General features: G+C 69.4%; 16 protein-coding genes. 13 read left to right on the top strand and 3 right to left on the bottom strand.

What is annotated here, in order from left to right:
- Positions 1–230: 230 nt before the first annotated feature.
- From A5730_RS04290 to A5730_RS04280, 3 genes are read left to right on the top strand one after another with little or no spacing between them, the layout of a single operon-like run.
- Entirely contained in the window at positions 231–1,112 is an 882-nt protein-coding gene (locus A5730_RS04290) for an acyl-CoA thioesterase II (protein ID WP_067896107.1), read from the top strand.
- Between the two features lie 15 nt (positions 1,113–1,127).
- Positions 1,128–2,048 carry an LLM class F420-dependent oxidoreductase gene (locus tag A5730_RS04285; protein WP_067896104.1) on the top strand — a complete coding sequence of 307 codons (921 nt, stop codon included), beginning with the start codon at positions 1,128–1,130 and terminating at the stop codon, positions 2,046–2,048.
- The gene (locus A5730_RS04280; protein WP_067896101.1) at positions 2,048–3,199 is read left to right on the top strand and encodes an acyl-CoA dehydrogenase family protein; all 1,152 of its coding nucleotides are present in this window, start codon (positions 2,048–2,050) and stop codon (positions 3,197–3,199) included. Before A5730_RS04285 ends, A5730_RS04280 begins: the two co-directional genes overlap by 1 nt.
- Here A5730_RS04280 and A5730_RS04275 read toward each other — a convergent pair.
- Positions 3,183–3,869 carry a DUF427 domain-containing protein gene (locus tag A5730_RS04275; RefSeq protein WP_067896098.1) on the bottom strand — a complete coding sequence of 229 codons (687 nt, stop codon included), beginning with the start codon at positions 3,867–3,869 and terminating at the stop codon, positions 3,183–3,185. The genes A5730_RS04280 and A5730_RS04275 overlap by 17 nt on opposite strands.
- 106 nt (positions 3,870–3,975) lie before the next feature.
- Between A5730_RS04275 and A5730_RS04270 the strand changes: the two genes are divergently transcribed.
- The 8 genes from A5730_RS04270 to A5730_RS04235 all read left to right on the top strand — a co-directional run bounded on the left by A5730_RS04270 (position 3,976) and on the right by A5730_RS04235 (position 10,639).
- Positions 3,976–5,145: a CaiB/BaiF CoA-transferase family protein gene (locus A5730_RS04270; protein WP_067896092.1), complete on the top strand. Its 1,170-nt coding sequence runs from the start codon at positions 3,976–3,978 to the stop codon at positions 5,143–5,145.
- 131 nt (positions 5,146–5,276) lie between these two features.
- On the top strand, positions 5,277–5,855 hold the full coding sequence (locus A5730_RS04265; protein ID WP_067896089.1) for a hypothetical protein: 579 nt from the start codon (positions 5,277–5,279) through the stop codon (positions 5,853–5,855).
- Positions 5,855–6,559 carry an NIPSNAP family protein gene (locus tag A5730_RS04260; RefSeq protein WP_067896087.1) on the top strand — a complete coding sequence of 235 codons (705 nt, stop codon included), beginning with the start codon at positions 5,855–5,857 and terminating at the stop codon, positions 6,557–6,559. The genes A5730_RS04265 and A5730_RS04260 overlap by 1 nt, the downstream gene beginning before the upstream one ends.
- A gap of 17 nt (positions 6,560–6,576) precedes the next feature.
- On the top strand, positions 6,577–7,788 hold the full coding sequence (locus tag A5730_RS04255; protein ID WP_067896189.1) for a cytochrome P450: 1,212 nt from the start codon (positions 6,577–6,579) through the stop codon (positions 7,786–7,788).
- A gap of 1 nt (position 7,789) precedes the next feature.
- A complete protein-coding gene (locus tag A5730_RS04250; RefSeq protein ID WP_067896084.1) occupies positions 7,790–8,758 on the top strand; it encodes a zinc-binding dehydrogenase in 969 nt (322 codons plus the stop codon).
- Positions 8,755–9,519 carry an HpcH/HpaI aldolase/citrate lyase family protein gene (locus A5730_RS04245; protein WP_067896081.1) on the top strand — a complete coding sequence of 255 codons (765 nt, stop codon included), beginning with the start codon at positions 8,755–8,757 and terminating at the stop codon, positions 9,517–9,519. The genes A5730_RS04250 and A5730_RS04245 overlap by 4 nt, the downstream gene beginning before the upstream one ends.
- Complete coding sequence (locus A5730_RS04240; protein WP_067896079.1) at positions 9,516–9,914, top strand: nuclear transport factor 2 family protein; 399 nt, start codon at positions 9,516–9,518, stop codon at positions 9,912–9,914. Before A5730_RS04245 ends, A5730_RS04240 begins: the two co-directional genes overlap by 4 nt.
- Complete coding sequence (locus tag A5730_RS04235; RefSeq protein WP_067896076.1) at positions 9,911–10,639, top strand: SDR family NAD(P)-dependent oxidoreductase; 729 nt, start codon at positions 9,911–9,913, stop codon at positions 10,637–10,639. Before A5730_RS04240 ends, A5730_RS04235 begins: the two co-directional genes overlap by 4 nt.
- Positions 10,640–10,657: 18 nt before the next feature.
- Here A5730_RS04235 and A5730_RS04230 read toward each other — a convergent pair whose 3' ends face one another.
- Complete coding sequence (locus A5730_RS04230) at positions 10,658–11,767, bottom strand: alcohol dehydrogenase catalytic domain-containing protein (RefSeq protein WP_067896187.1); 1,110 nt, start codon at positions 11,765–11,767, stop codon at positions 10,658–10,660.
- 14 nt (positions 11,768–11,781) lie between these two features.
- On the opposite strand from A5730_RS04230, the gene A5730_RS04225 reads away from it, so the two are divergent.
- Positions 11,782–12,273, top strand: coding sequence for a thioesterase family protein (locus A5730_RS04225; RefSeq protein ID WP_067896073.1), 492 nt, complete (start codon positions 11,782–11,784; stop codon positions 12,271–12,273).
- Positions 12,274–12,367: 94 nt separating this feature from the next.
- Entirely contained in the window at positions 12,368–12,808 is a 441-nt protein-coding gene (locus A5730_RS04220) for an SRPBCC family protein (RefSeq protein ID WP_055405533.1), read from the top strand.
- Between the two features lie 34 nt (positions 12,809–12,842).
- Here A5730_RS04220 and A5730_RS04215 read toward each other — a convergent pair whose 3' ends face one another.
- Positions 12,843–13,535, bottom strand: a complete 693-nt coding sequence (locus tag A5730_RS04215; RefSeq protein WP_082946708.1) for a GntR family transcriptional regulator — start codon at positions 13,533–13,535, stop codon at positions 12,843–12,845.
- Between the last annotated feature and the right edge of the window lie 112 nt (positions 13,536–13,647).

The following is a 13,647-nucleotide window of genomic DNA, read 5'->3' as shown; positions in this document are numbered from 1 at the left end:
AAGTGTCATGCACCGTGGGTGCCGGTGTCAATCTCGCGACGGCCGGTCCCCGCGGACCCGATGAAGGCGGATGCGCAAGCGCGGGAGGCGTCGCCCAATTGTGTTCCGCCCCTGGATGTCCCATCGATCCGGCGGACCACCGAGCCGGCACCTTGTTAGCCAGGCTTTACAAATCCTACGCAAAGTGTCACGCTGAGCCGTGAGCTGCTAGCGCGAGAGGTGGACCCGACTTGACCACGGAATCTGAGCAGACCGAGTGGACCGTGCAGGGCCTGCTGGACCTGTTCGACGTGCGGGCCGACGGGCAGGACCGGTTCACCGGCGACACCGGCATCGTCGGCGGCGACGAACGTCAGGTGGTGGAGGGAACCCAGGTGCTCGCCCAGGCGATTGTGGCGGTGGCCAAACGGTTCGGCGACAAGTCGGTGCGTTCGGCACACGCGGTGTTCTCCCGCGCGGTGACCGTCGGCCCGCCGATCGAACTCGTCCTCGACGTCGTGGCCGAGGGCCGGTCCACCGCCACGGCGGTGGTCGCCGTCCACCAGAACGGGCGGCGCTGCCTGAGCATCACGGTGCTGGCCGACGTGCCGACCGGCGACGTCATCCGCCACCATCTGCCGCGCCCCGACGTGACCGGGCCCGCGGACGCCATTCCCTCGCCGATGCCGATGGTGGGCCGCGAACTGCGCCTGGTCGACGTCGTCGACGTGAACAGCCCCGACGAGGTCGGGCCACCCGAGCTGTACGCGTGGCTGCACTACGACCCGATCCCGGAACGGGACGACCTGGCCAAGGCGCTGCTCGCGTACTTCACCGGCCACCTGGGCATCTCCACGACGATGCGACCGCACGAGGGCATCGGCACCGCCCAGGCGCACCTGACCGTGTCCACCGCACCGATGAGCATCTCGGTGGCGTTCCACGAACCGGTGCGCTGGGACGGCTGGCTGCTTTACACCCACGAGAGCACCCAGGTCGGCGCGGGGATGTCGTACGTGCGCGGCACCGTGCACTCCGAGGCGGGCGAGCTGCTGTGCTCGTTCGCCCAGGAGGCGCTGATCCGGCCGCTGCGCACCACGGACACGGCGATCGATTCCCGCGCGCGGTTCTGACGGCGGGCCGCGGTCATGCACTTCACCATCACCCATCCCATGCACAGTCACCCGTACAACCCGGAGTTGGTCAGCGGGGACGGCATCGCGAAGGTGGCCGCGGCCACCGAGGCGGCCGGCATTCACGGGTTCGGCTTCACCGACCACCCGGCGCCGTCGCAGCGGTGGCTACAAGCCGGTGGGCATGACGCGTTGGATCCCTTTGTCGCGCTGGGTTTCGCGGCGGCCACGACGACGACGCTGCGGCTGATCCCGAACATCGTGGTGCTGCCGTATCGAAACCCGTTCGTAGTGGCCAAGTCCGGCGCGACGCTGGACCTGCTCTCCGGCGGCCGCTTCACGCTCGCGGTCGGTGTGGGTTATCTGAAGCGGGAATTCGCCGCGCTCGGTGTCAGCTACGACGAGCGAGCCGAGCTGTTCGAGGAAGCACTGCAGGTGATCCGGGCGGTGTGGACCGGCGACGACATCACCTTCGAGGGTAAGCATTTCAGCGCGCGGGGGATCACCGCGCACCCCCGCCCGCTGAGCGACCCGCACCCGCCGATCTGGATCGGCGGCAACACCTCGTCGGCGCGCCAGCGCGTGGCGCAATACGGCGACGGCTGGTGCCCATTCCCGGCCCCTCCCCAGTTGGCCCAGACGGCGGGCACCGCGGTGATCGACTCCGTGGCGCGGCTCACCGAAGGCATCGACGATCTGCGGCGCCGGTGCGATGCCGCGGGCCGCGACTGGTCCACCATCGACATCACCTTCGCCAACTTCGAGGGCGGCAGCCCCGCCGACGACTCATTCAACCCCGACGCCTATCTCGCCGGCTTGGAAAGGCTTGCGGGCGTGGGGGTTACCTGGGTGAGCGTGCACCTGCCCGGGGACAGCATCACCCACGCGCTCGAGACCCTCGACCGATTCCGCACCCTCGTGATCGACGCGGCCTGATGGACTTCTCCCGCGTCCAACTCTCGCCGGAGGACCAGGCCTTCCGCGACGAGACGCGGGCGTTCATCGCCAAGCACGTCACCGACGAGGTGCTGCACCGGCAGCTGAAGTTCGGCGAAAACTTCGACGAGGACGTGCATCTGGCGCTCGGCGAGGCCGGCTACCTGGCATCCGATTGGAAGCTGGAGTCCGAGGGCGGCTTCAGCCCGGTGCGCCGACGCATATTCCAGCTCGAGATCGCCCGCGCCCACACCCCCTGGTATCACTGGGGCACCACGTCCGTCGTCGCCAAGCTGGTGCGGCAATTCGGGGCGCCCGAGCTGGCCGACAAGGTCATTCCGGGCGTGCTGGCCGGCGAGATCCGGCTGTGTCTGGGCTACACCGAGCCCGAGGGCGGCTCGGACGTCGCCACCTGCAAGACGCGCGCGGTACGCGACGGCGACGCGTGGATTATCAACGGCTCCAAGATGTTCACGTCGAACGCGCAGAACGCCAGGTACGTCTTCCTGCTCACCAACACCGACCCCCAGGGCCCCAAGCACAGGAACCTGACGATGTTCCTGGTGCCCCTCGACACGCCGGGCATCCAGATCCAGGGCATCCGGACGCTGGACGGCGACCGCACCAACATCGTCTACTACAGCGACGTCCGCGTCGAAGACCTCTACCGCATCGGCGAGGTGAACGGCGGCTGGACGGTGATGCGCGCGGCGCTGGACTCCGAGCACGGCATCGTGGACCCGGAAGACCATGGGCTGCAATACGTCGCGGCGATGGCGGCGCACGGCGACCTGATGGCCGAAGTGGTCGACGCCGTCGCGGCCGTCGCTTCGGCGACGGACGACGAGTCGGTGAAGTACCGGCTCGGCCGCGCCGTCGCGCGCATGGAGGCGGCGCTGTCCACGCCCGGAATGTTCGGGCGGGTCGCGGTCGCGCAGACGATGCGCGACATCACCCCGGACCTGATGGACATCATGGGTTCGGCCTCGGCGTTGCCGACCGAAACCGAAGGCTCCGCCACCGACGGTGCGGCGGAACACCTTTACCGGCTCTCGTTGCCGCTCGGCATCTATGGCGGCACCCTCGAGGTGTTCCGCAACATGATCGCCCAGCACGAGCTGAACCTGGGACGCCCTAGCTACGGCGGGTGAGCGGCAGGTCGGTCACGACGTCGGCCCGGGCCAGGTCGAAGCTGAAAAAGCCCTTGATGGGCAGGCTTTCCGGTGGCGGATCCGGATAGCTCCAGGCGATGTCGTCGATCACGTGATCTCCCACGACGGCCGACCAGTAGGTGGCAAAGCCCTTGTAGTTGCAATACGTCACCGTGTCGGTGCGGCGCAGCAGGTCAGTGCGCACGTGCGTCGGGCCGACGTAAAGCCTTGGCTCCAAAGCGGTCTCGAACACGATCACGGTGTCATCGGTGTCCACCAGCGTGACGCCCGCGACGCTGGCGCGCAGGCGGCGCCTCGTCGGCCGGCAGTCGACGCGGTGGTAGGGATTCGGCGGATAGTGCACGAGCTCGCGGCCCTCCTCCAGCCAGGTGTCGACGGCGTCCCACGGCACGTGCACGAAGCCCGGCGCCTCCGGCTCGGGTTCGGTGGGCAGGTCACCGACATCCTCGGCGCGGAAGACGTAGCTGAGCGGCCGGCCCCGCCGGTGCACCAGCAAAGCCCGCTCGGTGTCGATCACCAGGCGCCCGTCCTGGATCGCCTGCACGCGCCGTGGGTGCGGCTCGACGAACACGACGCCGTCCGGTATGGCGGGCGAGAACCGCCCGGCCGGATCACTGCTGAGCGGACCACGTCCGGCAACGAGGCTCATGGTGCTCCTTCCATCGCCCACGCCTTCGACCGTCACGCTAGCGTGGCACTGGCAATGGACGGTCACGCCGGCGTGACATTCGAAGAGCGCGGAGTAGGACTTAGCCATGGCGGGACCAATGGAGGGCGTCAAGGTCGTCGAGCTCGGGGTATGGGTGGCCGGGCCGGCCGCCGGCGGCATCCTGGCCGACTGGGGCGCCGACGTCGTCAAGATCGAACCGCCGCGCGGGGACCCGGGGCGGTTGTTCGGCAGGATGTTGGGCTGCGACCTCGGCGTCAACCCGCCTTTCGAGATGGACAACCGCTCCAAGCGCAGCGTCGTGCTGGACCTCGCGCAGGAGTCGGGCCGCGAGACCGCGTTCGAATTGCTCGCCGACGCCGACGTTTTCGTGACGAACGTGCGGCCCGGCGCGCTGTCGCGCCTCGGACTGGACTTCGAGTCGGTGTCGGCGCGCAATCCCCGCCTGGTCTACGGGCTGATCACCGGGTACGGCGAGACCGGGCCCGATGCCGACCGCGCCGCATACGACGTCGCCGCGTTCTGGTCGCGGGCCGGGGTGGCGCATCTGCTCACCCGGCCCGGCGACACGCCGCCGTTCCAGCGCGGCGGCATGGGCGATCATTCGGCCGGCATGACGCTGGCCGCGGCGATCTGCGCGGCGCTGGTCGCCCGCGCCCGCACCGGAACCGGCCAACTGGTCAGCACCTCGCTGTACCGCCAGGGCGCCTACACCGTGAGCTTCGACCTGAACACCTATCTGCTGACCGGTCAGCCGATCGCGGTCGGGCAACGCGAGTCGATGGGCAACCCGTGCATGAACAATTACGCGACCGCCGACGGGCGCCGATTCTGGATCGTCGGGCTCGAAGGCGACCGGCACTGGCCCCCGCTGTGTCGCGTCGTCGGCCATCCGGAGTGGCTGACCGATCCCCGGTTCGGCGACGCGTACGCGCGCTTCGTCAACGCGGCGGAGCTGATCGCCGAACTCGACGCCATCTTCGCCACCCGCACACTCGACGAATGGGCGCAGGCGTTTTCCGGTGAACCGGACTTCTTCTGGTCACCGGTCAACTCGCTCGAGGACGTCGTGGCCGACGAGCAATTCCACGCCGCGGGCGGCATCGTCGACGTGCCGGACGGTGAATCCATCGTTCCGATGGTGGCCACCCCGGCCGATTTCCACGGCACCCCATGGGCACCCCGTTCTGCGGCACCGGAACTCGGGCAGCACACCGAGGAAGTGCTCGCGGAGCTCAAGGCTCGCCGCGGCTTGTGACCACCGGTCGCTCCTTTACAAATATCGTCCTAAGTGTCACGCTGTCCGGTGAGCCGCGCAAGGCGGCACCCAGCCCAGGACAAGCGTTGCCGTAAGCGCCAATCCCCGCGCGGCGGTGAGGAACGGATTGAATGGTCACGTCAACGTTCGACATCAGCCAAGGCGCCCGGGTCGATGCCGCCGGAGCCAGCCGGGAACGTTTGGGATACCGGCTCGACGTCATCGCGGTGAGCGCCCTCGACGTCGTCCAATCGGCCGGGGGTTGGCTGTACGACCGCGCCATGGCCGGATGGCAGGTGACGGTGTTGCTGCCCGACGGGGGTGACGACCGATGCCTACGCATCCTCGGTGTGCGGGCGCTGGATCTCGAGGAGCAATTCGCGATGCTCGGCCCGGCGAGCCAGAGCCTCGCGGTCAGCGCCGACGCCTTCACCGCGGATGCGCGCGTGCGCGACAGGGTGCTCGCGTCGCTGGACGACCGGCTGACCGAAGTCACGCTGTGGGGCCACGCGCCGTCCGGTTGGCCCCTGCGGGTGGATCGCGGGGTGGCCCGGGCACAGTACGCGCTCAGCGCGGCCGCGCGCCGATTCAAGGGCCACGCGCTGGCCGCGGCCGGGATGGCTTGTCCCACCGTCTATTCCACCGAGACCTTGCTCTGTGACCTGGCGACCTGTGGGCGCGGCGACTCGGGGCTGGTCCGGCTCGACTGATGAAGAAGTACTACCGGCACACGCTTCTCTACCTGCACGAGACCATCTCGCTGGGCACCGGCCGAAGCGATCGCTTCACCGAGGTCTTCTCCGACACCTACCGGCCGATGATGGAGGACCTCGGCGCGCGGCTGTTCGCGATTTGGGAGACGACGCCGTACAACGGCCACTGGCCGCAGGTGACGATCATCTGGGAGATCGACGGATTCGCCGATTACGCGCGCATCGGCGCGGCGCAGGCCCGCGGCGGCAGCCACGAGGCCGCGGCCGGAAAATGGTCGGCGTTCCTGGCTGACGCCGGCGCGGCGGGGGAGGGCCGCATCATGTACCCCGGGCCCAGCAACAAGACCCTCGCCCAGCTGCGCGACGCGAATTTCACGGCGCCGCTGGTGATTCAGGAGATCATGCAGACCAAGCCCGGGCGTCAGGACGACTACATCCGCGAACTGGAGCGCCTCTACGTTCCATGGTCGGAACGGACCGGCAAACGCTGGCTGGGCTCGTTCACCACGACCTTCCGCTACAACGAGGTCATCCACTACTGGGCGCTCGACGGCGGCTGGGAATGCTTCGCCAACCACTACCCCTCGTGGAAGGAGAGCCCGCCTCCCGAGATCGTCACGTGGATGAGCGTGGCGCCCGCCCTGCGCGATGGCTGGGAGGACTCGATCCTGCAGGCCCTACCGCCGTCGCCGCTGCAGTGACGAACCAGTCGGAAGACGTGGACTTCGCCTACGACCCCTTCGACGCGCAGGTGATGGCCAATCCGCTGCCGTACTACCGGATCCTGCGCGACCGCCACCCCGTCTACTACATGCCACAGTGGGACACCTTCGCCCTGTCCCGATTCGAGGACATCTGGCAGGTGCTGGAGGTGAACGACGGAACGTTCGTCGCGTCGGAAGGCACCCTGCCGGCGGCCTCGGTGCTGGCCAAGCACAACACCGGACCGGTTGACGATCCACCGCTGCACCCGTTGCCGTTTCACGCGGTGTTCGACACGGACCTGTACGCCGAGATCCGCCGCGCGCACTCCCAGCCGTTGCGCCCCCGCGCCGTGACCGGCTGGGAGCCGCGAATCCGCGAGCTGGCCAACGAGCGTCTCGACGAGCTGCTGCCGCGCGGTTCGTTCGACCTGACCCAGGACTACGGCGGCATCGTCGTGGCGTCCGTCGTCTGCGAATTGTTGGGTATTTCAACCGGTCTCGCCCCGCAGGTGCTGGCGGCGGTCAACGCGGGCAGCCTCGCCGAGCCGGGTGTCGGCGTGGACACCGCCGAAGCGCGGCCCAACTATTTCGACTACCTGCTGCCATCGGTTCGGCGCCGCCGCGCCGACCGGGCCGGTGACACGCTGCCGGTGGTCGACGGCCTGCTCGGCTACCGGCTGCCCGACGGCAGCCCGCTCGACGACGTCGAGGTCGCGACCCAGATGCTCTGCATCTTCATCGGCGGCACCGAGACGGTGCCCAAGATCGTCGCCCACGGGCTGTGGGAGCTCGGCCGGCGGCCGGAGCAGATGGCCGCGGTGCGTGCCGACCCCACCAACACCGTGCCGGTCGCACGTGAGGAGATGATCCGGTTCTGCGCACCCGCCCAGTGGTTCGCGCGCACCGCGCGGAAACCCTTCACGATTCACGGCGAGACCATCCGGCCCGGCCAGCGGGTCATCACCCTGCTCGCGTCGGCCAACCGCGACGAACGCGAATACCCCGAACCCGACGAATTCATCTGGGACAGGCCGATTCACCGCTCACTGGCGTTCGGCCGCGGCCAACACTTCTGCATCGGCTACCACCTGGCCAGGCTGGAAGTCGCTGTGCTGCTGCAGGAATGGCTACGTAGGGTGCCCGAGTTCGCGATCCAAACCGAAGCCGCCCGGCGGCTGCCGTCGAGCTTCCAATGGGGATGGAACAACATTCCGGTGGAGGTCTGACGTGTGGTCCTACCGGATCGTCGCGCCGTATGCGTTCGAGCGCACAACGATCGCCGACAAGACGCCGGAGTCCCTGGCCGACGGGCAGGTGCTGTTGCGGTTCATGGCGGCCGGTGTCTGCGGCAGCGACCTGCCGGCCTTCCGCGGCGCGCGCGGGCGGCTACCCGGTGACGACGGGGCCAGCGCGGCCGAAAAGGACGGCTTCCCGATCCACGAGATCGCCGGGGAGGTGATCGCCAGCCGGCATCCCGACCACCGCCCCGGCGATCACGTGGTCGGCTGGGCCTCGGGGTTCGACGGCATGATGGAACGCGTGGTCAGCAGCGGCGACGGCCTGGCGCCGTACGACCCGGCGCTGACCCCCGCGCAAGCCGTCGGCCTGCAACCGCTGGCCTGCGTCCTCTACGCCCTCGAGCAGCTGCCCGACCTCACCGGCAGGCAGGTGGCGATCATCGGCCAGGGTTCGATCGGCCTGCTGTTCTCCTACGTAGCAAAGGCGGCCGGCGCGCGGCGCGTCACGGGAGTGGATCCCATCGACCGGTCAAGTGTCGCGAGCACTTTCGGCGTCGACGACCCGGTGCGCGCCACCAGCGACCGGTGGGTGAGCCGGCTGGCGGCCGTCGACCGCGCCGACATCGTCATCGAGGCGGTCGGTCACCAGGTCGCGACGCTCGGCCACGCCATCGCCGCCGCGGCGCCCGGCGGCACGGTGTTCTATTTCGGCGTCGCCAACGACGACGCCTACCCGATCGACATGCGCAGCATGCTGCGCAACAACCTGACGCTGAAATCCGGTGTGACGCTGGACCGGCGTCGCATGCTGGAGCTCGCCGGCAAGTTCGCCGCCGAACATCCCGGGCTGCTCGCCACCTACCTGACCCACACGTTCGGCGTCGACGACGTGCAGGGCGCGTTCGACCTCGCCTGCCGGCCCGTTCCGGACCGCGTCAAGATCGCGATCGCGCAATGAGCGTGGTCGACGATTCGCGGAGCCCCTTGCAGCGGGCCCTGGACCGGGGCACCCCTATTTGGGGCGGCTGGATCACCGCGCCCACGCTGCTCGGGGCGGAGGAATTCGCCAGGGCCGGTTATGATTACGTGGGCTTCGACGCCCAGCACAGCTACCTCGACGACGCCGACATCGCCGGCATGCTGCGCCGAACCGAACACCTGCCGATCGGCACAGTGGTGCGGCTGCCCAACCCTGATGCGGCACCGATCGGGCGCGTGCTGGACGCCGGCGCCGACGCCGTCGTCATCGCCATGATCGAGTCCGCGGACCAGGCCGCCGCGGCCGTGGCCGCCACCCGCTACCAGCCGGCGGGCATCCGCAGCTTCGGCCCGCTGCGCGCCGACCTGGGCCGCGACACCGCGGCGCTGCAAGCCCGGGTCAGCGTGTTCGCGATGATTGAGACGGCCGCTGCGCTGGGCGCCATCGACGAGATCTGCGCCGTCGACGGGCTCGGCGGCCTCTACGTCGGCCCCGCCGACCTCGCCCTTTCGCTGGGCGTGGATGTGCATGCGGCGCACAAGGATCCGGCTGTCCTGGATGCCATCGTGCGAGTTCACCGAGCGGCAGGAGCGGCCGGTCTGGTGACCGGGGTGCACGCGGGGGACGGCCCGACCGGCCGCGCCATGGCGAAGCTGGGGTTTTCGATGATCACCCTGGCGGCCGAATCGGTTGCGCTGCGGCGGGGAGCCGCGGAGCACCTGCGCGAGGCGAAAACATGACGGATGACCGGACCGCGATCCGTGAGGTGGTAGACGCTTACGCCCTGGCGCTGGACTCCGGCGACATCGACGCGTGCCTGCGCCTGTTCACCCCGGACGCCGAATTCCTTGTCTACGGGCGCTCGTTCGCCGGGCACGACGGCATCGGCAAGATGTTCCGGGATGCCCCGCGGGGCCTGCACCTGACCGGGGTGTCCCGCATCGACGTCCACGACGACACGGCAACGGCCCGGTCGCAGGTGCTGTTCGTCCGGGCGGTCGACCAGCACCTCCGACCCGCGCTGTACGACGACGACCTCGTCCGCATCGACGGGCGGTGGCTTTTCCGCCGGCGCCGATGCCAATTCGTCACCAGCCGAGGCCTTTCCGACACCCCCGAGGTCACATCGTCGTGAATGAACGCGTCGCACTGGTGACCGGGGCGGCCGGGGGACAGGGCTGGGCCATCGCGAAAAGGCTCCGGGCGGAGGGTTATTCGGTGGCCGCGTGTGATCGGCGCGCAGGCGACCTGACCGCCCTGGTCGCTGAATTGAGCGACGACGAGGTGATCGCCGTCGAACTCGACGTCAGGTCCGAATCGGTGTGGGAGCAGGCCGTGCGCACCGTGGTCGGCCGGTTCGGGGCGCTGACCACGCTGGTCAACAACGCCGGCGTGTTGCACCGGGCGTCGCTGGCGGACGAGACCGCGGATGCCTTCGAAACCTCCTGGCGGGTCAACTGTTTCGGTGCCTTCCTGGGGATCCACACGGCACTGGAGCACCTCCGCGCGGCGACCAACGCCGCGATCGTCAACATCTGCAGCACCGGCGCCATCCGCCCCTTCCCGCACCACGCGGCCTACGGTTCGGCGAAGTGGGCGCTTCGCGGCCTGACCCAGAACGCCGCCGCCGAACTGGCGCCCCTCGGCATTCGCGTCAACGCCGTCTTCCCCGGGCCGATCGCGACGCCGATGCTCGACGACGCCACCCAACTACGACTGGCCGCGTCGTCGGCCTTCGGGCGGATCGGCCAGCCCCGCGAGATCGCCGACGCGGTCGCGTTCCTGGTCTCCGAGGCGGCGTCGTTCATCACCGGCGCCGAACTGGTCGTCGACGGCGGCCAATGCGTGCAGATCCGCTGAGCGGCGCCCGCGGTGGCGCTAGTCGAACCTGATGAGCTGGCGCACGGCGGTGCCGTCAGCGAGGTTGTCCATCGCCTCGTTGATCGCCTCCAGCCGGATCGACGAGGACACCAGCGCCTCCACCGGCAGCCGGCCCGACTGCCACAGTGCGACGAACCGGGGAATGTCGCGACTGGGCACCGCCGAACCCAGGTAACTGCCGATCAGCGATCGGCCTTCGGCCACGAAACCCAACGGCGACACAGTGATTCGCGCGGCCGGTGGCGGCAGCCCGACCGTGATGGTGCGGCCGCCAGGCGCGGTCAGGGCGATGGCCGTCTCGAGCGCGGCGGGATGGCCGGCGGCCTCGATGACCACGGCGGCCTTGACGCCGACGTCGAGGGCCTGCTGCGAGGTGTATGCCTCGTGCGCGCCCCGGGCCCTTGCGGCAGCCAGCTTTTCGGGCAATTGGTCGACGGCGACGACGCGCACGCCGTCGTAGGTGAGCGCCGTGAGCACCGCGGCCATGCCGACACCGCCGAGGCCGACCACGGCGACCGTCTGCCCCGGCCGCGGGTCGCCGACGTTGAGCACGGCACCGCCACCGGTCAGCACCGCGCAGCCCAGCAGCGCGGCGACTTCGGGCGGCACGTCGGGCGGCACCGGCACCACGCTGGCCCGGTTGACCACCGCGTGCGTCGCGAAACCCGAGACGCCGAGGTGGTGGTAGACCCGGTGTCCGGCCTGGCTGAGCCGGATGTCCCCGCCGAGCAGCGTCCCGGCGCCGTTGGCCGCGCTGCCCGGTTCGCACGGCGTCAGGCCCCCGGTCGCGCAGGCGGCGCAATGACCGCACCGCGGCAGGAAGACCAACACCACCCGCTGACCGATCGCGAGGTCGGCGACACCGTCGCCGACCTGCTCGACGATCCCGGCCGCCTCGTGACCGAGCAGCATCGGCACCGGGCGCACCCGGTTGCCGTCGACCACCGACAAGTCCGAGTGGCACACGCCGGCCGCCTCGATGCGGACCATCACCTCGCCGCTGCCCGGCGGGTCCAGCTCGAGATCGACGACGCGGATGGGCCGGGACTCGGCGTAGGGGCGGGCCAGACCGATCCGGTCCAGCACGGCACCCCGAATCCGAACCATGCTGGAATACAACCATGGTTCGCCAACCGCCGGCCTCGCCGGCTCCGGTGGTACCGCCGGCGCCGGACGGGCTCACCAGCGACGACTTCCCGGTCATCTGGCCGGTCGGAACCCGGTGGGCCGACAACGACATGTTCGGCCACCTCAACAACGCCGTGTACTACCAGTTGTTCGACACCGCCATCAACGCCTGGATCAACACCAGCACCGGGCTGGACCCGCTCACCACGCCCGCGCTGGGCATCGTCGCCGAGTCCGGCTGCCGGTACTTCTCCGAGCTGCATTTCCCGGAAAACCTCGCTGTGGGCCTGGCGGTGACCCGGCTGGGCCGCAGCAGCGTGACCTACCGGCTCGCCGTCTTCCGGTCGGCTCAGGGCGGGCCGGCCCAGCCCATCACCGCGCTGGGCCACTGGGTGCACGTCTACGTCGACCGGACCAGTCGCAAGCCGGTCGAGATTCCCGACGCCATCCGCTCGTTGCTGTCGACGGCGAAGGTGGACCGGTAATCCCGAGATCGCCCGCGGCACCGGGGCTTTCGCGCGAAACCGCCGCGCTACCTGCGCACTCGGGACGCGTCGAGCGCCCGGCTATGCTTCGCCAATGCCCGTTATGAGCAAGACCGTCGAGGTCAACGCCGACGCCGCCTCGATCATGGCGATCGTCGCCGACTTCGAGGCCTACCCGCAGTGGAACGAGGAGATCAAGGGGCTCTGGGTGCTCGCCCGCTACGACGACGGGCGCCCCAGCCAGCTGCGGCTCGACACCGACTACCAGGGCATGCAGAGCATGTTCATCCAGGCCGTGTACTACCCGGGGGAGAACCAGATCCAGACCGTCCTGCAGCAGGGCGACCTGTTCACCAAGCAGGAGCAGCTGTTCAGCGTGGTGGAGATGGGCAACTCCAGCCTGCTGACCGTGGACTTAGACGTCGAGACCTCGATGCCGGTTCCCGCGCCGATGGTCAAGCAGCTCGTCGGCAACGTGCTGGACCACCTCGCCGAAGCCCTGAAGCGGCGCGCCGAGCAGCTTGCCTCCGGCTGATCGTTCGCACGGCGACGTTGGACGGAGAGTCGCCTTAGTCGAAGATTCCCGTCCGGTCGCGCAGCTCGGTCAGCCGGGTCGCCGCGTCGGTGAACTGCCACACGGTGTGCTCGATCACCGCGGCGGCGTCGCGCCGGCGCAGCGCGGCGATCAGCTGCCGGTGATTGTCGACGGCGGCCGCGCCCCAGTGCTCGTCGGCGGCATACACCAGCACCGGCATGTAGCGGGCGGCGTTGAGCAGGAACCAGGCCAGCTTGATCCGCCCGCTCGCCTGGTTGAAGACCCGATGGAACGCGAACTCGATGCCTGCGATCGTCTCGGCGTCGCCGGACCCCACCGCCGCGGCGAGCGCCTCGTTGATGCGCTCGAGCTCGGCGATCTCGGCGTCGGTGATGTGATCGGTGGCCGCGGCCGCCAGCTCCTTGGCGATGGTGGCCTGCAGCCAGAAGATGTCCTCGATGTCCTGGCGCGTCAGCGGCAGCACCACGTGACCCCGGTGCGGTTCGAGCTGCACCATCCCCTCGCCGCGCAGCTTCAGCAGCGCTTCGCGCACCGGCGTGACGCTCACGCCGAGCTCGGCCGCGGTCTCGTCGAGGCGGATGAACGTTCCCGGCCGCAACGCCCCGGACATGATCGCCGCCCGAAGGTGGCCCGCGACCTCATCGGACAGCTGCGCCCGGCGCAGTGGCCGTCGGCTCCTCAGTCGCGTGGATATCGGTGCGTTCACGTGGGCTGCCAGGGCTTTCGGGGCGTCGCGGAGGTTGGTTTGAAACTTCGGTCGGGGCTTGTCAGCTGGGCGTTAAGGCCATAATGTGACCCAGACAACACCATGTTTTATC

The sequence above is a fragment of the Mycobacterium sp. ACS4054 genome (assembly GCF_001667275.1).
Lineage (GTDB): Bacteria > Actinomycetota > Actinomycetes > Mycobacteriales > Mycobacteriaceae > Mycobacterium.
The sequence above is the reverse complement of the archived record's forward strand: the minus strand, read 5'-3'. Positions and strand labels throughout refer to the sequence as shown.

Excerpts from the sequence above, each read along its gene's own strand:
- A5730_RS04285 (WP_067896104.1), top strand. The coding sequence starts at position 1,128 with ATGCACTTCACCATCACCCATCCCATGCACAGTCACCCGTACAACCCG.
- A5730_RS04280 (WP_067896101.1), top strand. The coding sequence starts at position 2,048 with ATGGACTTCTCCCGCGTCCAACTCTCGCCGGAGGACCAGGCCTTCCGC.
- A5730_RS04275 (WP_067896098.1), bottom strand. The coding sequence starts at position 3,869 with ATGAGCCTCGTTGCCGGACGTGGTCCGCTCAGCAGTGATCCGGCCGGG.
- A5730_RS04270 (WP_067896092.1), top strand. The coding sequence starts at position 3,976 with ATGGCGGGACCAATGGAGGGCGTCAAGGTCGTCGAGCTCGGGGTATGG.
- A5730_RS04265 (WP_067896089.1), top strand. The coding sequence starts at position 5,277 with ATGGTCACGTCAACGTTCGACATCAGCCAAGGCGCCCGGGTCGATGCC.
- A5730_RS04260 (WP_067896087.1), top strand. The coding sequence starts at position 5,855 with ATGAAGAAGTACTACCGGCACACGCTTCTCTACCTGCACGAGACCATC.
- A5730_RS04245 (WP_067896081.1), top strand. The coding sequence starts at position 8,755 with ATGAGCGTGGTCGACGATTCGCGGAGCCCCTTGCAGCGGGCCCTGGAC.
- A5730_RS04240 (WP_067896079.1), top strand. The coding sequence starts at position 9,516 with ATGACGGATGACCGGACCGCGATCCGTGAGGTGGTAGACGCTTACGCC.
- A5730_RS04230 (WP_067896187.1), bottom strand. The coding sequence starts at position 11,767 with ATGGTTCGGATTCGGGGTGCCGTGCTGGACCGGATCGGTCTGGCCCGC.
- A5730_RS04225 (WP_067896073.1), top strand. The coding sequence starts at position 11,782 with ATGGTTCGCCAACCGCCGGCCTCGCCGGCTCCGGTGGTACCGCCGGCG.
- A5730_RS04220 (WP_055405533.1), top strand. The coding sequence starts at position 12,368 with ATGCCCGTTATGAGCAAGACCGTCGAGGTCAACGCCGACGCCGCCTCG.